General features: G+C 46.8%; 14 protein-coding genes. 7 read left to right on the top strand and 7 right to left on the bottom strand.

From position 1 onward, the window contains the following. The first annotated feature begins 22 nt into the window (after positions 1 to 22). A complete protein-coding gene (locus tag QUA70_RS10275) occupies positions 23 to 862 on the top strand; it encodes a Uma2 family endonuclease (RefSeq protein WP_333346732.1) in 840 nt (279 codons plus the stop codon). A 54-nt stretch (positions 863 to 916) separates the two neighbouring features. Here QUA70_RS10275 and QUA70_RS10270 read toward each other — a convergent pair whose 3' ends face one another. Together QUA70_RS10270 and QUA70_RS10265 are read right to left on the bottom strand one after the other, a co-directional pair. Beyond that, positions 917 to 1894 carry a class II fructose-bisphosphate aldolase gene (locus tag QUA70_RS10270; protein ID WP_333346735.1) on the bottom strand — a complete coding sequence of 326 codons (978 nt, stop codon included), beginning with the start codon at positions 1892 to 1894 and terminating at the stop codon, positions 917 to 919. Positions 1895 to 2194: 300 nt separating this feature from the next. Then, positions 2195 to 2929: a phosphoadenylyl-sulfate reductase gene (locus tag QUA70_RS10265; protein WP_333330680.1), complete on the bottom strand. Its 735-nt coding sequence runs from the start codon at positions 2927 to 2929 to the stop codon at positions 2195 to 2197. Positions 2930 to 3820: 891 nt separating this feature from the next. On the opposite strand from QUA70_RS10265, the gene QUA70_RS10260 reads away from it, so the two are divergent. The 6 genes from QUA70_RS10260 to QUA70_RS10235 all read left to right on the top strand — a co-directional run bounded on the left by QUA70_RS10260 (position 3821) and on the right by QUA70_RS10235 (position 15449). Continuing rightward, complete coding sequence (locus QUA70_RS10260) at positions 3821 to 4186, top strand: response regulator (protein ID WP_333048274.1); 366 nt, start codon at positions 3821 to 3823, stop codon at positions 4184 to 4186. Between the two features lie 257 nt (positions 4187 to 4443). After that, positions 4444 to 4947 carry a chemotaxis protein CheW gene (locus QUA70_RS10255; RefSeq protein ID WP_333330677.1) on the top strand — a complete coding sequence of 168 codons (504 nt, stop codon included), beginning with the start codon at positions 4444 to 4446 and terminating at the stop codon, positions 4945 to 4947. A 90-nt stretch (positions 4948 to 5037) separates the two neighbouring features. Further along, the gene (locus QUA70_RS10250; RefSeq protein WP_333346738.1) at positions 5038 to 10830 is read left to right on the top strand and encodes a PAS domain S-box protein; all 5793 of its coding nucleotides are present in this window, start codon (positions 5038 to 5040) and stop codon (positions 10828 to 10830) included. A gap of 209 nt (positions 10831 to 11039) precedes the next feature. Then, positions 11040 to 13892: a hybrid sensor histidine kinase/response regulator gene (locus QUA70_RS10245; protein WP_333346741.1), complete on the top strand. Its 2853-nt coding sequence runs from the start codon at positions 11040 to 11042 to the stop codon at positions 13890 to 13892. A 260-nt stretch (positions 13893 to 14152) separates the two neighbouring features. Then, positions 14153 to 14629, top strand: coding sequence for a chemotaxis protein CheW (locus QUA70_RS10240; protein ID WP_333346744.1), 477 nt, complete (start codon positions 14153 to 14155; stop codon positions 14627 to 14629). Between the two features lie 61 nt (positions 14630 to 14690). Further along, on the top strand, positions 14691 to 15449 hold the full coding sequence (locus tag QUA70_RS10235) for a pentapeptide repeat-containing protein (RefSeq protein WP_333346748.1): 759 nt from the start codon (positions 14691 to 14693) through the stop codon (positions 15447 to 15449). A 75-nt stretch (positions 15450 to 15524) separates the two neighbouring features. On the opposite strand, the gene urtE is transcribed toward QUA70_RS10235, so the two are convergent. From urtE to QUA70_RS10210, 5 genes are all read right to left on the bottom strand, one after another. Beyond that, positions 15525 to 16223 (bottom strand): urea ABC transporter ATP-binding subunit UrtE, encoded by a 699-nt coding sequence (gene urtE / locus QUA70_RS10230; protein ID WP_333330663.1) that lies wholly within the window; start codon positions 16221 to 16223, stop codon positions 15525 to 15527. Between the two features lie 130 nt (positions 16224 to 16353). Continuing rightward, the gene (gene urtD, locus QUA70_RS10225) at positions 16354 to 17100 is read right to left on the bottom strand and encodes an urea ABC transporter ATP-binding protein UrtD (RefSeq protein WP_333330660.1); all 747 of its coding nucleotides are present in this window, start codon (positions 17098 to 17100) and stop codon (positions 16354 to 16356) included. Positions 17101 to 17229: 129 nt separating this feature from the next. Next, positions 17230 to 17958 (bottom strand): TIGR00266 family protein, encoded by a 729-nt coding sequence (locus QUA70_RS10220; RefSeq protein ID WP_333330658.1) that lies wholly within the window; start codon positions 17956 to 17958, stop codon positions 17230 to 17232. Positions 17959 to 18148: 190 nt separating this feature from the next. Then, positions 18149 to 19291 (bottom strand): urea ABC transporter permease subunit UrtC, encoded by a 1143-nt coding sequence (urtC, locus tag QUA70_RS10215; RefSeq protein ID WP_333330655.1) that lies wholly within the window; start codon positions 19289 to 19291, stop codon positions 18149 to 18151. 27 nt (positions 19292 to 19318) lie between these two features. Further along, the gene (locus QUA70_RS10210) at positions 19319 to 20473 is read right to left on the bottom strand and encodes an ABC transporter permease subunit (protein ID WP_333346752.1); all 1155 of its coding nucleotides are present in this window, start codon (positions 20471 to 20473) and stop codon (positions 19319 to 19321) included. Positions 20474 to 20683: the final 210 nt, after the last annotated feature.

Below are 20683 nucleotides of genomic sequence, written 5' to 3'. Positions count from 1 at the left end.
TGCAGTCATTTCTCAATATTATATGTTTCCTTTTAAATATCCTGTGCCGCAAACCGATCCGCCGCGATCGCCCAGAGAAACGCTGCCGACGATGTACGATTTACCCAGCGAAGACCCGGAGGAACCTGGTTTGCCTGACGAATTTCACGATTTGCAGCCGCAGTTGTTGAGCCTGACGTTTCGACCTCGGAATTATCCGGCTTCTGAAATATTTAGCGGCACCGACATGAACCTTTATTATGACGTGCATCACACTCTGTGGCACAAGCGGCCGGATTGGTTTGGAGTTGTGGGAGTTCCCCGACTTTACGATCGATCCGAACTGCGGATGAGTTATGTTACTTGGCAGGAAGGCGTGAATCCTTTTGTAATTGTAGAACTGCTTTCGCCGGGAACGGAAAAAGAAGATTTAGGCGACAATACCCAGGAGGAAAAGTTGCCACCTCTGTCGGTAAATACTGCCGGTAACGGGCAAGTTTTGGAGCCGGAGACGAAGGAGGAACCGCCGAGAAAATGGGAGGTTTACGAGCAAATTTTGCGGGTTCCTATTTATGCCGTTTTCAGCCGCTATACTAACAGGTTGCGAGTATTTGAATTGAAGGGCGGACACTATCAAGAATTAGAATTGCCCGATTCGCGAGTGTGGATTGCTGAGCTAAGTTTGGGCTTGGGTTTGTGGCAAGGAGAGTTTCAGGGAATCGATCGACTGTGGCTGCGCTGGTATGATGTTGATGGCAATTGGATTCTGACTGAAGCCGAACAGCAACGGCAGCGGGCCGAGTCAGCGGAAGCTCAATTGCAGTCTTTAATTCGGCGGCTGCGGGAATCTGGCATCGATCCCGATCGATTTTTAAACGGTTAAAGACGACTAACGTCCTGACTAAAAACTGGTTCGCAGTCAGGACTTGAGTTTTTTTTACTTCACAAGAAGACAGAAAGCCTCACTATACACAGGTTTTAAAATTTGATCAAAACTTGATTGGTTGCGGCTTGTTTGTTCGTTGCTGGTACTCTTTGGAGTCAAGTCATCTGCGTAGGGAGATTGATGCAAATAAGCTTTACCGACAGAACCGAAAAGTTGCAGTTTGTCAGAAATGACCGCTTGCATGGCATCAATAGCTTTTTCCATTATTTCCAACAAATCCGGATGTGGCTCAGAAATGTTACTTTTTAACACGTCCATATAAGCTTCGCGAACTTCCGTATTCACATTAAATTTCGATACTCCGAGTTTAATACATTGATGAATCATTGATTCCGGCAAACCGCTAGCCCCGTGCATCACTAACGGCACTGAAACAGCAGCCCGGATTTTTGCCAGACGCGGAAAATCGAGTTTTGGTTGGCTTAAATATTTGCCGTGAACGTTACCAATTGTTACGGCTAAAAAATCCACCTTAGTTTCTTTGATAAACTCTACTGCTGCTACTGGATCGGTCATCTTTGCGGCTTTCTCATCGATTGTCAAACCTTCTTCCCTGCCACTAATTCTGCCGATTTCTGCTTCAACTGCCGCACCGTTAGCGTGGGATAATTTAGTCATTTCCCGGGTAAATATTAAGTTTTGTTCGTAGGGCAAAGGAGAACCGTCGGCCATAATTGATTTGATGCCGGCGGCTAGACCGATGTGAATGTCTTTTTCTGAGGTGCCGTGATCTAAGTGTACTGCGATCGGCACTAAAGATGTGCGGGCTGCTTTGATGCACAGCGCGACTAAAGGCGATTTTCCGTATAGGAGGGCGCTGGGGTGAAGTTGCAGTATAGCAGGACTGTCCAGCGCTTCGGCCGCATTGATGACGGCTTTTACTCCTTCTAGGTTGTAGACGTTAAAAGCGCCGATCGCATAAGCCTTCCTCCGGGCCGTGTTCAGCAATTCGCGAGTGGAGACGAGCATAATAGTACCTGCTTTAAAAACTTTTCTGAATGTTGATCATTCTATCAAAGTTCAAGGGCAAGCTCAGCCTAATTGGTGTTTATTTTAATTGCGAATTCTTCGACTAGAATTTATTCTGAATGTCGATCATTCTCTCAAACTTCAAGGGCAAACTCAACTTAATTTGTGTTTATTTTAATTGCAAATTCTTCGGCTACGATTTATGTGAAGTGCATTTATTCTTGGGTTGGGTAAGGTGCGCTAGGCGCACCCTACTATTTGTTTGGTGCGCTAGGCGCACCTTACTCCTTAAGCGATTTACTATTTTTGTGCGTTACCAGCGTGCAAACCGCACTCTTTTACGGTCGCTTCTTCCCACCACCAGCGACCTTCGCGTTCGTGTTGGTTCGGCAATACCGGCTTCGTACAAGGTTCGCAACCAATGCTTACAAAACCGCGTTCGTGCAACTTGTTGTAAGGTACATCCAAAGCGCGAATGTATTCCCAAACCTCTGCTGAAGACCAGTTTGCTAAGGGGTTAAATTTAATTAATTCATGGTCGGGAGTTGAGAATGCACTGTCAACTTCAATGACCGGGATACCGTTGCGGGTACTGGGACTTTGGTCTTTCCGCTGACCAGTAATCCAAGCATCGAGAGTATTCAGTTTGCGGCGCAGCGGCTTGACTTTCCGCACGCCACAGCATTCTTTGTGGCCGTCTTGATAAAAACTAAACAATCCCTTTTCATCTACTAGGGCTTGTACTTCTGCTGCATCGGGAAACATTACTTCTAATTTAATGCCGTAATGTTTTCTGACTTGCTCCAAAAACTGATAGGTTTCTGAGTGCAATCGTCCGGTGTCTAGGGTAAAAACGCGGAAATTTTTGGTGATTTTTGAGGCAATATCGATCAGAACTACATCTTCAGCCCCGCTGAAAGAAATGGAGATATTGTCAAAATTTTCTAGGGCAAATTTGAGAATGTCTCGCGGTGTTTTTTGACTGTATTCTGCTTCTAGGGCGGCAATGTTGAGATTTCTTTGGATGGCAACCATATTTTCGGGTTTTCGGTGTTCTTTTCCTCTAGCCCTTTATTATAGCCGATCGCCGTCTCTCTCTCACCGACTAATTTGACAATCAAGCAATGTCGTCCGGGGTCCCCGGATTCATCAGTGGGAGCGCTTCTTCAATTCTAAAATCTAAAATCTAAAATCTAAAATCTAAAATCTAAAATCGATTGACCGTATTTTGCAGCAGTCTTTTCGGCTGGGCCCACAATCAAGCTCAAGGATGACGATCGCCTCCTGGTAGTAGTTGTGGTGAACCGAACACTCCTCGACTGGGTAAAATGGGACTGCCCCGCGGTCAATTTATTTTGCCCGAAAATTATAAATTACAGACAATAAAGTTCTTTAAATGTCATTGTTACCATCCTCAAATTGGGCTTCTATTATTAATTAAATAACAGCCCTAACTCAGCAATTTAGTGCTGTTTATTAAGTGAAAAATTTTCTCATTCCCAGTAGTAAGCGCGCCCTAGCTACTTTTAACTTGCTGTTATTTGCGCCAATTAAATAACTTAACCAGCACCACTTAGGCAAGGCACTGAACTAGATAATTGGGAACAAAGCTCAAAAAAATACGTAGAAAATCCCGCTTTGGTACCGCAATCGCTCCTTCTACTAAGAGCTGTTGGTTTCAACACAGCGAATCACCAAGAATTAATTACTAATTGCCGATTAATTTATTCAGAGCGATGCCGTTAGTCAAGTAAATTTTTATCGCTTTTTATCGCTAATAGCCAACCTTTACCTATACGATCGGCTATATTGTATCTGGAAGTACATTAATTTGTCCGCAAAGCGGTCTAATCTCATCGCCGCCGGTCGCGCCAGCTTCTGAATAAACGTAGTCCGCTGTCAATAACAGCCAGGAAGTGTGGAATCATGTCAAAAATTTTAGTAGTGGACGACGTTAAGAGCGAACTAGAAATCATCTGTCGCATTCTTCAAGATGCCGGACTAGATGTGATCCGGGCAGGCGACGGCGAAGAAGCGATCGCCATGATCCGCAAAACCCCTCCGGCTTTGGTCGTTTTAGATGTAGTGATGCCGCGCATGAACGGGTTTGAAGTGATTAGAGAATTGCGGGGCGATCGCGCAACTGCCAAATTGCCCGTAGTATTTTGTACTCATAAAAATACCGAGATCGATAAAGCTTGGGGAACTGATTTAGGGGCTGACGCTTACGTTAGCAAACCCTTTGAACCTCAGCAACTCGTCCACATCGTGCAGCGTCTGCTTTCGGCGTAAACAAAATATAAAGTCATCGGCAGCTTCCCAAAAAACATTATGCCGATAAACCCCGTTTTTTTAATAAACAGGGTTTTTGAACCCCATAAAAGTTTTATGTTTAATGATAGCGACCTGTTTATTTGCCCTACCCGTGATTTATTTAACCGCAACATTTGATGCACCCAAACTGATTTGGAAAAACTCGATCGGCGATCGACTTTAGGGTCACAGCAAAATTATAATTTTTAAGCTACACTATAAGCTAAAAATAAGCCATGAAAATAACGGCTCCCCCCGCTGGGGGGAATCAGACAAGTATAACAAAGCAATTTCTCCTGTTCGGTCAAGGAGGCAGTCTGTTCGGCATAGAATTAGAGGCAGTGCGGGAAGTCCTTTCCCTCAAGGAACAACCGATTTCCCTGGTTCCCAACACCCTGCCATTTTTGCTGGGATTAACCAACTTGCGGGGCGAAATCTTAGCAGTAGCAGACTTCGGACTGTTCGTCGCTATTGAGTCGGTTGACATCTACCACCCAAACAGCCGCATCTTAGTTGTAGAAGCGCCCGATCCACGAGACGTGAGATTGTTGTCGAGAATCCGCGTGGGATTAGCTGTCTCCCGCGTCGAAGGAGTTTTACCTCTCTATCCCGATCGCATTGTCTCAGCACTAGATGTCAGTCCCGACCTAGCTCCATTCTTAAAAGGTCTGTACAATTCCGAAGGACGCTTGCTAATGATTGTCGATGTAGAAGCGATCGCCCATTCCGAACGCTGGTAAAAATCCACCATACACATAAGTCTGCAACGGCTTTGCATCTATAAATTTAACTAACGATCGCCCGCATCCGATTTGCCCATCCTTAATTTTATGATCAAACTTCTCTATACTTGGATCGCAACAACTTTCACCTTGACATTGCCTGACTTCTCCCCATCGCTGGTAGCTGGGGCTGCTAATGTCATCATTTCTGGATGTTACTTTGCGATCGCCTGGCTAATCAGCTTAGGTTTGTGGCGAAACCGTCAATTCGGGTTCGACATCTTCGCCACAGTCACAGCAGCCATATTTTGGACCTGCGCTTTCGGCCACAGTGGCCACGCTGCCGAATACCTAGGACTGCCGCACTCTCCGGTGGTGCAAACTGTGTTCGATTGGATCACTGTAATTGCGGCGATCGCTTTTTTGAGTTTGTCCAACCGCTACGGCTTCTTAGTAGGTTCCACCCGCATCCTTAACGCTAAAAAAGAAACAGAACAAGCGCTGAGCGAAACTACCCAACGATTTCACGCAATCTTCGACCAAGCTTTTCAAGCGATCGCATTATTGGAGGCAGACGGTACTCTGATCGAAGCCAATCAGACAGCGCTAAAATTGCACGATTTGCAAGCATCAGAAGTGCTGGGGATGAAATTTTGGCTGACACCTTGTTGGGCATCATCGACCGCCAACCAGCAGCGCCTAAAAACAAACATTCAACAAGTTTCGGTCGGTAATTTTGTCCGGGAAGAATACGAAATCACCGGAGCTAACAATCAGGTAACAGTAATTGACTTGTCATTTAAGCCGCTGTTAAATGCAACAGGAGAAGTATTTCAAATCCTCGCAGAAGGTCGGGAGATTACCAAGCGTAAACAGGCAGAATCCGCCTTGCAGCAGCTAACCGCAGAACTAGAGCAGCGAGTGAATGAAAGAACCGAGCAGCTCCTGCAAACTAACACACAATTGGAACAGGAAATTCTTGATCGCACCGCAGTCCAAGAGCAATTAAAAGCCTCAGAACAATTCTTAAATAACATCCTCAACAGCATCCCAGACCCGATTTATGTCAAAGACAAACAGCACCGCTGGTTAATATTAAACGATGCCTTTTGTCAATACCTAGGTCACAGCAGAGAAGAACTAATTGGCAAATCCTACGACCAGTTTTTGCCCAAACAGGAAGCAGAGACATATCGAGAAAAAGACGAATCAGTTTTCTTGACAAATACCAGCACCGAACTTCAAAAAACCATTACAGACCGAGCAGGAAACACCCGCTTTGTCTCCGCCAAAAAATCTACCTTTATAGATGCCGACGGCAGACAATTTCTCGTTTGCGCGATTAGAGATATCACCAACCGCGTGCAAATGGAAGAACAACTGCGACACACACTCGCAGAAGCAGAAAGCTCCCAAAACTTGCTGCGGACAGTCATTGACGCTACGCCAGACTGCATTTTCGTCAAAGATCGAAACTTGCGCTACACCCTAGTCAATGCAGGTTTCGCCGCCGCCTTCGGCAAAACTAAAGCAGAAATTATCGGCAAAGACGACGCAGAAATCGGCATATCGGTCGATCGAATCTTCCCCAACTTCCACGCCCAAACCGATTCCGAGAACCAAATCCAAAACTTCCGGGCCAGCAACCAGGTCGCCCCCGTTTCCAACGACTTAGCGGCCTTAGCCGACGGCAAAGTACACAGCTTCGACACCCAGAAATTGCCCCTCAAAGATGCAGAAGGCAACATTTTAGGAATGCTCGGCTTGGCGCGCGACATCACAGCTCGCCGGAAATCTGAACAAGAACTATTGCGGTTCAAAGCAATTTTAGAAACCACAACAGACTGGGTAGGCATAGCCGACACCCAACAGCGCCCCATTTATCTCAACCGCGCAGCCAGAGAAATGTTGGGAGTTGGCCAAGACGGAGATTTAACCGGAATCAGCATTTCTGACCTGACATCCCCCAAAAGTATCGACACTATGGTGAACGTCGGCATCCCCGCAGCTTGCCGGGACGGGGCCTGGAGTGGCGAGACTGTTTGGCAGAGTTTAGACGGCGAAGAAATACCAGTTTCTCAAGTAATTATTGCTCACAAATCCGAGAACGGAGAAATTGAATTTCTGTCAACGATCTCCCGCAACATTACAGAACGCAAGCGCGCAGAAGAAGCCTTGCAGCAGAACTTGCAAATGCTTGACCTTGCCAGCGACGCCTTGATTGTTCGGGATATGGACGGCACGATTAATTATTGGAGTCAGGGAGCCGAACGGATGTACGGCTGGACAAAAAAAGAAGCCTTGGGGAAACTCACCCATACTCTATTGCACAGCATTTTTCCCCAGCGTTTAGCAGCTATTTCGGCACAGTTAGAAGAGCAGGATTATTGGGAAGGAGAAATAATTCACACCACCAATTATGATACCAAAATCACCGTCTTCAGTCGCTGGAATTTACAGCGAGACGAACAGGGAAAACCCAAAGCAATTTTAGAAACTAACAACGACATCACGGATCGCAAGCAAGCCGAAATCGAAAAGCAAAGATTGATTGCCATCGTAGAAAGCAGCTCGGATTTTATCGGCACGGCAACCATGGAGGGAGAGGCAACATACCTGAATGCCGCTGGACTTAAGCAAGTAGGATTGCAAAATATTGAAGAAGTCAAAAGCAAAAGTATGTATGACTTCTTCTCAGTAGAAGATGCTAAGATTTTCAAAGAAGAAATCGTGCCGGCTACTGTGCGAGACGGTTTTTGGCAGGGTGAATTCCGCTTGAGGAACTTTCAAACCGGCGAAGACTTTCCGGTTGACTTCACCCTATTTACAGTCAAACACCCAGAAACCGACGAGCCTATGGGGTTCGCAACAGTTACTCGCGACATCAGCGATCGCAAACGCGCAGAAGAGATGCTGCGCGATCGCGAAAGACTATTCCGAGCCATTTTCGACCAATCGTTCCAATTCATAGGTCTGCTCAAACCGGACGGCACCGTTTTGGAAGCCAACCAAACAGCCCTCGCCGCGGCAGGCCTGCGGAGCGAAGAAATAATAGGCACTCCGTTTTCCGAAACCCTGTGGTGGCAGATTTCCCCGGAAACCAAGCAACAGATACAAGAAGCGATCGCCCTCGCCGCGGCGGGCGAGGTAGTCCGTTACGAAGTGGATGTGCTAGTTGCCAACGGTGCAGTGGCTACCGTTGACTTCTCCATCAAACCCATCACCGACGACAGTGGCAAAGTCTTGATGCTAATTCCAGAAGGCCGCGACATCAGCGATCGCAAAGCCCTAGAACGAGAATTAGTTGTGCGTCAAACCCGCTTTGACGCATTTTTCACAGCCGCCCCGGCCTCAATGTGTATTTTTGACGAGCAGTTGCGCTTCGTGCAAGTCAACGAGAAATTAACGGCAACCACCGGCGTCTCAGTTGCCGAACACCTCGGTAAGACGGTGAGGGAAGTTATACCCGAAATGAGCGATACCCAAGAGCCGATGTTGCAGCAGGTTCTCGCCACCAACCAACCGTTGTTAAACCTTGAGGTGTCGGGATCAATCTTCAACGAACCGGGCGTCCTGCGAGATTGGCTGGCGTCATACTTTCCTTTGCCCGGATCTGACGGCAAACCCATCGGTATCGGGGCTGTGGCGATCGAAATTACCGATCGCAAAAAAGCAGAACTAGAGCGCGATCGATTTTTTACCCTTTCCCTAGACTTGCTTTGTATTGCAGATTTTCAAGGCAAATTCAAGCGCGTCAATCCCGCTTGGGTAAAAATCCTCGGCTACAACCTAGAAGAACTGGAAGACCAACCTTTTATCAATTTCGTCCATCCAGACGATCACGAACAAACCGTAGCCGAAACCGGCAAATTATCCAGCGGCGTCGAAACAATCGCTTTTGAAAATCGCTACCGCTGCAAAGACGGTTCCTACAAGTGGCTGTCGTGGAAAGCGCGACCTGAAGCCGAACAAAAGTTCATATATGCAGTGGCTCGCGACATTACCGAGAGCAAACACGCGATGGTGCAACTGGAAAAAACAACAGCCCAATTAGCCAGTTCCGAAGACCAATTTCGGCAGCAAAGCAATCTCTTGGAACTGCTAATAAACAGCATTGGCGACGGCATAATTGCTGCCGACGAAAAAGGCAATTTTCTTTTGTTCAACCCCGCCGCCGAAAATATGTTTGGCAAGGGTGCTACAGATGCTATTCCCAACGAATGGTCGGCAAAATACGGTTTATTCTTGCCCGATACGGTAACTCCCTATCCCCCAGCCGAAATACCTTTAGCGCGCACGGTTCGAGGAGAAGCCGTTGACGAAGTAGACCTTTTCACCCGCCACGCAGGCAAGCCAGAGGGCCTGTGGGTGAAAATTAACGGCCGGCCACTCAAAGACGAAACGGGGGCGCTTAAAGGAGGCGTAGTAGTTTGCCGCAACGTCACCGAACAAAGAGCATCCCAGCAGCAAATGCAGCAGTTGGCCGAGGCACAGGAACGCTTGCTGCAAGAACTCAAAACGCGGCAAAATGCCCTAGACGAATCTGCGATAGTCAGCGAAACTGATCTCCAAGGCATGATTACCTACGTCAACGACCGATTCATTGAAATCTCCGGTTACAGCATAGGAGAACTCCTGCACCGCAACCATCGCCTCGTCAATTCAGGCTACCATCCCCAATCATTTTTTGAAGAAATGTGGGTGACAATTTCTCGCGGTTTGGTGTGGAAAGGGGAAGTTAAAAACCGACGCAAAGATGGCTCGTTTTACTGGGTAGATTCGACGATATCTCCCATTTTTGATACCAGTGGCACAATAGTCAAATATATCGCCATTCGCTTTGACATCACCGAGCGCAAAGAAGCAGAAGAACGACTAGGAAAATTGGCAGCAGAACGCAAAGCTGAAGCTGATTCTTTGACGCAGCAAGTCCTTAAATTGTTGGGAGAAATTAAAGGCGCGGCTCAAGGCGACTTGACAGTTAGGGCGGAAGTGACAAACGACGTTTTAGGTGCTGTCGCCGACTCTTTTAACTTCTTAATCGGTTCTCTGCGGAAAGTTGTAACGGGAATTCAAACTTTAGCTGAACAGGTAACATCTGCCACGGGCGAGTCAATTAACAATACCAGTCAACTCACCCAACAGGCGGAAATTCAAGCAGCAAAAATATCTGCCATCATGCGGGAAATCGAGCGGATTGTGAATTCGATTCGCGACGTGCGAGATGTTTCGGTGCGCGCCGAAACAGTCGCCCAGCAGTCTTCTCACACCGCTGAAGTCGGCGGTATGGCTGTCGATCGAGCTGTCGAAGGCATTAACGGGCTGCGGTTGACGATCGCTTCTACCTCAAAAATGATGAAGCGTTTGGGCGAATCTTCGCAGCAAATTGGCAAAATTGTGACTTCGATTTCTCAACTTGCTTCGCAAACTAATTTATTAGCTCTGAATGCTACTATTGAGGCGGCGCGAGCCGGCGAACAAGGTTTAGGCTTTGCAGTTGTTGCCGAAGAAGTGCGGAAATTAGCAGAAAGATCCGCCGGCGCTACGGAGGAAATCTCGGAAATTGTCGGTACAATTCAAGAAGAAATCAGCCGCGTGATGAAGGCAATGGAATCCGGGACGCTGGAGGTAGTGGAAGGCACTAAGCTGGCAAGCGAAGCTAAAACTCACCTCAATGCCATTATCGAAGTTAGTCGAGAAATGAATGCTTTAGTGCAGAATATTACTATCGCATCTGCCAAGCAAACTGTTTCGGCTGAGGGAATTGCTAACAGTATGCAGCAAGTCAACGAGATTGCGAATACGACCGCACAAAAAGGTGCGGATGTCAAAGCATCTTTGGACGAGTTGTCTGGTTCTCTGGGCCAATTGCAAAAGTCGGTGGCGAATTTCCGCAGTTAGTCAGTTGACGGTTGACGGTTGACTGTTGACTGTTATAGGAATAACTAATAACTATCGTTGTTGCTGGGGCGGGTTGACAAATTTCCTGAATGCGAAGTTATAAATAATCGTGAACCCGCCCCGACAACAATTACAGTTAAAGAACGGGACATATATATAAAAAAACTGCCAACAGACAACAGTTAACTGTCAACAGACAACAGGCTCATATGAATGATCACGATTTAAACGAATTAATAAATGCTTTTACCGCAGAATGCGAAGAGTTTCTTCAGTCAATGGAGACGAATCTGCTGGCGATGGAATCGGCGGGTTTGAAAGAGCGACAAGCGGCAGTTAAAGAAATGTTTCGGGCGGCTCACTCGATTAAAGGTGCGGGTTCGATGTTGGGCTTTCAAAACGTGTCGGTCGCAGCTCACACGCTGGAGGACTGTTTTGTCATTTTGCGCGATCGCACAGACTTGTCGGCTCTGGAACCGACTACTGTGAGTGTTTTGCTGCAGGGGGTGGATGCTCTCAAAAAGATTACGATCGAATCAGTTCAACACTCCGATGTCACAACTCCGGATCAAACGGAAAACTTGGAGGCGATCGCCCAAATTTTCGATCAGTTCCAGGCTAAGTACGGCAAGTCAGAACCGTCGCCCGTCCCCGCAGCCAGCCAATCGCCCGCCCCGGAAACCCTGAAACTGATTTTTGAACATGAAGTGCCGCCACTCTTCAATCGCTTAGAAACCGAACTTTCCCAAGCTTCCGAGGCAGATTTGGCAAAAAGCGTCACCGCCCTCAACCAGGTTTACTACCAACTTTCGGGTTTGGCTGGAATGCTGCAATTGCCGGATTTTGGGAAAGTTGCCGCGCCCCTGAGAGATTTGATCGACTCTCCAAACTTGACTCTAGAACGGTTGCAATCCGAGGGTTGGGCGATCGCCCAAAACTTGCAAACCGCACGCCAACAAATACTGGAAGGAAGGGCGATCGACATCCCCGAAATCTTCCCCTCCCCCACTCCCCCCGACTCCCCCCGACTCCCCGACTCCCCGACATCCCCGGAAATCTCCCCCTCCCCGACTCTCCTCCCCTCTCCCTCTCCCTCCCCGACTCTCCCCGACTCCCCGACTCTCCCAGTCCCCAACCCGCAAAGGCCGACAATCCGGGTAGACTTAGAACGCTTAACTGAATTGGTGAATCTAGTCGGCGAATTAGTCATCAACCGTACAAATTTAGAACTTCAAGAATCCGAACTGCGTGGCGAAGTCAAGCGCATCCGCCGCAGTATCGTAGATTTGAACCAATTCGGCGGTCAGTTGCGAGAAGAATACGACAGACTGAGTTTTGCAGAGTGGAGAGGGGTAAACGGCAACTCTGGATTCGGAAAACTTGCAGCAGCAGAAACAGAATTCCCAATGATTGCTAACGGCAAATCCTCTCCTGCCCATGCTCACTTCGATATCTTAGAGATGGATCGTTATACAGAGTTCCACTCGACAGCCGCAGAAGTCATCGAAACTGCCCAAGCAATTTCTCAATCCGCCACCAAATTAGACACCTTAGCCATCAAATTCGAGCGCAGTACCGACCAACTGCGCCGCATTACCGAACAACTACGCAGCCGCGTCATGCAGTTGCGAGTCGTGAGTTTCAGCCGCGCCGTCGATCACTTGCCCAGAGCGCTCCGGGAGATGTGTCTCACATACGATAAAGAGGTCAACCTGCTGCTAATGGGAAGAGATACCAAAATTGACGAAAGTTTGCTCGATGCTTTGCGCGACCCCTTAATACACTTAGTGAGAAACGCTTTCGACCACGGCATCGAAATGCCCGAAGTTCGGAAAGCAAGCGGCAAGCCGGCCAGCGGTCAAATTGAAATAGAAGCCCGCCACCAAGGCGGCCAAACTATTATTACTGTTGCCGATGACGGCAAAGGCATTGACCCGGAAATCATTCGCCGTAAAATTGTCACAAAGGGTTGGGCTACGGAGGAACAAGCTCAAGAATTTTCCATTGCCGAACTCTACGATTTTCTATTTTGGCCGGATTTCAGCACTACAGAAGGGGTCAGCGACCTTTCGGGGCGGGGAGTTGGGCTCGACGTGGTGCGAACAAATTTGCGGACTGTGCGGGGGACTGTGAAGGTAGACTCTCGCCTGGGAAAAGGTACGAGTTTTATCATTAAACTGCCACTGCTACTGTCGATTACTGATGCTTTGATGGTGAAGACCGATCACAATAAAATAGCAGTGCCGCTGGATGCAGTCGAGGAAATTCTGCACATTAAAGCCTCGGAAGTTCACACCGCCGGCAATCAGCCGATGCTTTGGTGGCGGGAGGAATTTATTCGTTTGGTGAGGATGCAAGATTTGCTCGAATACAGTGTCGTCGGGCCCGATGCCCCCTCTCCTGACCCTTTGACCCAAGACGAAATTCCGGTTCTAGTTTTAGCTTCTACCGAAGGAATGCTGGCGGTGGCCGTGGAACGGCTGATCGGTCAGCAGGAAATTGTGGTTAAACCTTTGCCACCGCCTCTATCCAAGCCTCGTGGGGTTTTGGGGACTACTATTTTGGGGGACGGGCGCGTGGTGAATATTCTGGATGTGGACGATTTGGTGGGCCAACCTGGGGTAAATAGTTCGATCGCCGCTGTCTCCGGTAAAGTGCAGGAGATACCGGCGAGTGCGAGTCAGTCACCGCAGATTTTGGTAGTGGATGATTCCTATACAATTCGCCAGTTGCTGTCTCTGACACTGACTCGTGCTCGCTACCGGGTGGTACAAGCTAAAGACGGTGTGGATGCCCTCGAAAAGTTGCAAAATGGTCTTGATTGCAGTTTGGCGATCGTGGATATTGAAATGCCCCGGATGGATGGATTTGAATTGTTGCGATCGATCAGATCGACCGAGCGGTTTGCTAAGATTCCCGTAGCCATGCTGACATCCCGTAGCGGGGAAAAACATCGGCAAATGGCAATGGAATTAGGCGCAAATCAATACTTCACCAAACCTTACAGCGAAGCCCAACTTTTACAAGCTATCCCCAAATTAATCCACCAATCAATAATTTAATCCACAATCTCAAATTTCACATCCAATAAGATCTAATCTCAAACAAAACTTAGGTAAAAACTAATTGAATACGCGAATTATAGGGGTAATCTACGCAGCAGACGCACCTACTAAAATTAAATAATCTTCAATCTTAAATCAAAGAATTATTTAATTTCCATCTAAAATTAAATAATTCTTTGATTTAAAATCCAATAATTTTCAATCTAAAATCGAATAATTCTTCAATCTAAAATCTAAAATATAAAATCTAAAATCGCATGACTCACGCTAATTACAATCGCCGATTTCGCAGCAACAAACAAGCCACTGTTAGAATTGCCCCTAAAAAATTTGTTTCCTTTGAACTAGGAAATATTTACTATGCTGTTCCTATTGAACGAGTGGAGCGCATTGTTAAAAACTTTAATGCCTACGCCACTTTACCTAGCGGTAATAGTTTATTGCGGCACCAAGAAGAACTGATTACCCTAATTAATTTATCCAAAATATTTCCCCGCAGTCCAAGCATTACGGAGTGCAAATACCTGATTATTTGTACCTTAAATAAAAGCGATCGGTTGGGGATTCCCATTCCTGATATGCCAAAAATTTTGGAAATTACCGAAGAAAGCTTCTGCGAAATTCCGGCATTGTACCGTCAACAGCAACTGCCTCCGGTAATAGAAAAGTTAATTCGCGCACCTGATGGTTCCGAAGTTTTTTATCTGAATTTCGATCTATTTAACGAAATGTAGGATGTTAACTTTTCGAGGTATTATACCATATAAATGGTATTTTCGCAAAAAAAAGTTATTTATGAAAAAACTCACAATAATGTCGATCGCCCTACTAATTTTTGCAGCAACTCTTGAACTGCCGAAGGTGGGGCTGCAACTAAGTGCGATCGGGCAAATAGAAACACCCCAACCAATCCAAACACCCCAACCCATCGAAACACCCCAACCCATCCCAACACCCCAACCAATCCAAACACCCCAACCAATCCCAACACCCCAACCACAAACACCCCAACCAATCCAAACACCCCAACAAATCCAAACACCCCCAATCCAAACACCCCAACCAAAACCAGCCGACCCCACAAAGCTCGGCTACGTCTCCCCAGAATTTGCCGAAAATTTCTCCCAGCAACAAATCGACCAAATCAACGCCAACGTCGAAATGCTGCTGCTAACTCAAAGCTGCTCCCGCTGCGACCTCCGAGCCGTAAAATTAGTTAACATTAACTTAAAAAATCCCATCCTGACAGGAGCAGATTTATCAGATGCCAACCTCAGCGGTAGTCGCTTCGAGATATCAGATTTTGTCAACACCAATCTAGCTCGCACAGACTTAAGCGGAGCCGAATTAGTAGGAGCGAGAATCAGCAACGCTAACCTCAGAAAAGCTAACTTGACAAAGACAAATCTAGACGGTGCAGACCTGCGATTTTCCGACTTGAGAGATGCCAATCTTTCCGATGCCAACCTCCGCAATGCTAATATAGATGGCGCTAGTATCGATCGAGCAAGTATGGCCGGCACCACAATGCCAGACGGTCGAAAAAATCAATAATATAGCAGAAGGAAGAAGGGAGAAGACCCTTCGACTTCGCTCAGGGTCTTCTTCCTCCTTCCCTTTTCCTTCAATTCAAACAGCCAAAAACCTCTGAATCACCTCATCGCTTAATTCGCTAGTGCTTCCAGAAGCCACAATCCCCCCTTTTTGCATAGCATAATACCAGTCAGCTTGCCGCACAAAATGCAAATGTTGCTCCACCAACAAAACAGAAATTCCCCTAGTCGCAACCACACGGCGCACCGCAGCTTCAATATCTAAAATAATCGATGGTTGAATCCCCTCCGTAGGCTCATCCAAAACCAGCAATTTCGGCTCTCCCATCAAAGCTCTAGCAATAGCTAACTGCTGCTGCTGTCCCCCGCTCAAATCACCTCCCAGGCGATCGAGCATAGTTTTCAAAACCGGAAATAAATCAAAAATTTCATCAGGAACTTCAGGATTTTTGATTTTGGTTGGTTTCGCTTCCAAACCTAACAATAAATTTTCTTTAACCGTCAAACGGGGAATAATTTCACGCCCTTGAGGCACATAACCAATTCCTAATCTAGCCCGCTGGTGAGTCAACTTAGAAGCAATAGATTCTCCGCCAAAAGCAATAGTGCCACTGCGGGGTTGCAGCAACCCCATAATCGTTTTTAGCATAGTAGTTTTGCCCACACCATTGCGGCCGATCAAGCAAACCATTTGCCCCGCCATGACGCTTAAATCGACATCGCGCAAAATGTGACTTTCGCCGTAATAAACATTCAAATTAGAGATTTGTAGCATAGTTTTTAATTGGTAAGGGGGTCTGCAAATTGGTAGCAACTAACAAATAACTTCTTCCTTCTTCCTTTTTCCTGATATCCGTTACATCCGTTACATCCGTTACACAATCCGTTGCCGAACTTCCTTCCTCTTACTCTTCCGGTTTGCCCAAATATACCTCAATTACTCGATCGTCATTTTGCACCTCATCCATAGTCCCCTCACACAAAACCGCACCCTGATGCAACACCGTCACCTGCCGCGCAATTTGCCGCACAAACTCCATATCGTGTTCAATTACCAACACCGAATGACTTTCCGCCAGCGAAACTAGCAACTCTCCAGTTAACATCGTTTCCTCATCCGTCAAACCCGCCACAGGTTCATCTACCAACAACAAATCAGGAGATTGAGCCACCAACATTCCAATTTCCAACCATTGCTTTTCCCCGTGAGAAAGCAAACCAGCCGAAACATCAGCTTTAGCAACTAAACCAATTGTTTCTAATAAACCGGAAACCGTGCGTTTTTCAGCAGCCGAAGCAGGCTTGAACAAAGTCGAAAAAACATTTTTATGGCGGCTGCAAGACAATTCCAAATTTTCGCGTGGCGTTAAATTCAAGTAAACTCGCGGCGTCTGAAACTTGCGGCCAATTCCCAAGCGCGAAATCCTATCTTCCGACAACTTGCGTAAATTTTGTCCCTTAAATAACACCCTGCCCTCTGTCGGCTGCACCTTCCCGGTAATTGAATCGAGAAAAGTTGTTTTTCCCGCACCGTTGGGCCCAATAATAACTCGCAGTTCGCCCGCATCCATGCTGAAATTTAAACCGTTGATGGCTTTAAAACCATCAAAACTAACAGTCAAGTTTTCTATTTCTAATACTTTGCCATTCATAATTAAGAATTCCCTCACTAATGGACAACAACCCAGACCTATTGTAGGTGCAGAAGGTAAAAATTCTCCCTTATCAAGCAGATTTTCTCCGCTTCCGGGACACCATACTTACTACTTTTTTATAGCAGTTTACTCTACACTAAAACTGCTAGAACTGCTCGACACGGGAGGTGGAGCTGCCGCCATAATTCGCTCAGCTAACTTCGAGAGCGGCAGACTTTGCAAATACACTTTTCCAGGGCCAGTTAGCTTGACTAAAAACAAGCCTTCGCCGCCAAATAGAGCATTTTTAAACCCGCCCACAAACTGAATATCGTAATCTACAGTCGGCGCAAAAGCTACCAAACAACCAGTGTCCGCTCGCAACACTTCGCCAACACCCAAATTTTTCTCAACTATTGTTCCTCCCGCATGAACAAAAGCTAGCCCGTCACCCTGCAATTTTTGCAGAATAAAACCTTCTCCGCCAAAGAAACCGGCACCGAGCCGCTTGGTGAATGCTACCTCAATTTCAATGCCGTTGGCCGCACATAGAAATGAGTCTTTTTGACATAAAAATTTACCGCCAAGTTGGCCTAAATCTAGGGGAATTACTTTACCCGGATAAGGGGCGGCAAAAGCGACGCGGGCCTTGCGATTTCCGGCGTTGACAAAGGTGGTAATGAAAAAACCCGCTCCTGTCAGCATCCGTTTGAAACCTTGAAATAAGCCGCCGCCTGTGGATGTTTGCATTTGGATGTCCCCTTCCATGTATGTCATGGTTCCAGCTTCAGCCCTGACGCCTTCTTTGGGGTCGAGTTCAATTTCGATGAGTTGCAAATCGTCGCCGTAGATTTTGTAGTCAATAATATCTGCCATATGTTTCCCCTCAAGTTCAAGAACGAAGCTGTTTGCTAGGGATATCTAAGTAGGTGGACATATATATTACGTTTCCTCAGACAGAGATAAACGCAGCGTTTGCCAAGTCTATTGCGATTGCTTTGTTTGTCTGTTGTAGGTGACATTTATTTAGGTCAGCCTACTTATAAATTACACGATATTTTTGCACTCAATGTTCAAGTTCTTCTTTTTCGAGCTGCACTTGGGGGTCTTGTTCCAGGCTGGGGTAAGTAGATGCGTACTTCGGTCTTCTGAACAAGCTGCGGATTTGGTCGAAACCTTGATGTTGCAGCCATCCGACTAAGCCGTCGGGCAGCACTGTGACTACTATTAGGAATAGGGCGCCTTGGAAAAACAGCCAAACTTCGGGGAATTGTTCGCTCAAGAAACTTTTGCCAAAGTTGACTAGCAATGTTCCCAATATTGCTCCCGATAGTGTGGCGCGGCCTCCCACTGCGACCCAGATTACCATTTCAATTGAAAAGGCAATATCCATTGCTTTTGGCGAAATGATTCCGGTTTGTACCGTAAATAATGCGCCTGCAATCCCGGCTAAACCGGCGGAAATTGCAAAGACTAAAACTTTATATCCTGTGGGATTGTAACCTGAGAAACGCAGGCGCACTTCGTCGTCGCGAATTGCTACTAACAGGCGGCCGAAACGCCCGCTGGTCAGCCAGCGGCAGAGGGCGTAAGTTGCTGCTAAAAATAGTATGGTGAGAATGTAGAAAATATATTGAGTATCTCGGTCATTTACTGTGGCTCCGAACAAGGTTTTAAAGTCGGTGAGTCCGTTAGTTCCGTTAATCAGTTTTTGCTGACCGTTAAAGAAGTTGAAAAATACAATGGTTGCTGCTTGGGTAAGAATTGAAAAGTAAACGCCTCGAATTCGATTGCGGAATACTAAATAACCTAAAAGTGCGCCCAAGATGGCGGGGATGAGAACTACTGCTAATGCTGAGAAGGGAAATGAATAAAATGGTTGCCAAAACCAGGGGAGTTCGGTAACGCCGTAGAGGTTCATAAATTCTGGCAATTGACTGCTGGCGGTTGGGGGAATTTGCAATTTTAGGTGCATGGCGAAAGCGTAGCCGCCGATCGCAAAAAACACCCCATGCCCTAAACTAAGCAAACCTGTGTATCCCCAAATCAAATCTATGCCGAGGGCTGCAATTGCTAGTGCTAAAAATCGCCCTAATTGATTGAGGCGAACGTCGGGGAGTATTCCTGGGATGAGTAAGATGAATGTGAGGGCGATCGCGCTGACAATTACCGCTTCTTTTAGCCAGGGTTTTTGATGTTTGTTCTGCATTTTTCGCTACGCTCGCAGTTGTAATTTTTAATTTTCTACAGTCCGTCCTTTTTGCGGGAAAATCCCTCCCGGCTTCACTTGCAGAAAAGCCATAATTAAAGCGAATACCATTACTTTGGCCATGCTGGTTGTGGCGAAAAATGTGAAGAAGTCGGCTAAAGGCTTGACAGGAGCGAACATTAATGCTAAAGTTCCCGAACCGATCAGGTAATTGGCAGTGCCGATCGCGATCGCAGCAACTACACTCCCCACAATCTTGCCGACACCGCCCACAACCACCACCATAAAGGTATCGACTATATAATTTTGTCCGGTATTTGACCCTACCGAACCGATCAAACTAATCGCGCACCCAGCGACACCTGCCAACCCTGAACCCAAAGCAAAAGTCAGCGCGTCTACTTGTTCGGTAGGAATTCCCAAACACGCACTCATGCTGCGATTTTGCGTCACGGATCTAATCCGCAATCCCCACACCGACTTTTGCAAAAATAGGTAAATTCCCGCCAAACAAATTGCTGTTAGCACAATAATAAAAATTCGGGCATAGGGCAACTGAAAATTGCCCAGCGGTATGCCACCCCGCAACCATTTCGGTGCCGTTACGTCCACATTTTGAGCGCCAAACCAAGGTTGAGTTACTGCCAGTTTGTAAGTTTGCCCTAAAAAGGCGCTCACTGCCCAGGAAATACCCAAAGATAAAGGCAAAATTAGGGCGATAATTTTGTTACGAATGCGATCGAAATCCCTGCGAGATTTCAGCACCCGCAAACCGCCAAAAAACAGCAAACAAAATACCGCAATTCCAATTACCAGCACCCAACTAACGCTGCGGACAAACTGCTGCAAAATTAAACTTACGCCCCAAGTTGCCAGCAGAGTTTCTAGCGGCCGCCCGTAAAGATAGCGAATCACTCCGCGTTCGAGAATTAATCCTACCAATGCAGCTACTAAAAAAGCGAGGGGAATTGCAAATAAAATATAGGTTTCAAAAGCAAATCCTCCCATACCTTTGAAAACATTTTGCACCACGAAAGTTGTATAAGCCCCCAGCATCATCAACTCGCCGTGAGCCATATTAATCACGCCCATCAGCCCGAAAATAATGGCTAATCCCAAGGCTGCAATTAGTAGAACAGCGCCGATGCTAATGCCATTAAATAAACCGTCTAATATCGCCACTTTTGTAACTCCTGCATCAAGTCGGTTAACTTCGTCCGCGGATAATTAGGGGCTGGTTTTATCCCATTGGTGTCAACTTAGAACTAAAACCCTCTGTATATCTCGCTTGTCGCCGAGTCTCGATCCCCCTAAATCCCCCTTAAGAAGGGGGACTTTGAAGACTCCAGTTCCCCCTTCTTAAGGGGAGTAGGAGTTGACGAAAGAAGACTC

The organism is Microcoleus sp. LAD1_D5 (assembly GCF_036702115.1).
Classification (GTDB): domain Bacteria; phylum Cyanobacteriota; class Cyanobacteriia; order Cyanobacteriales; family Microcoleaceae; genus Microcoleus.
Note: the sequence above shows the minus strand (reverse complement) of the source record. Positions and strands in the feature narration are given on the sequence as shown.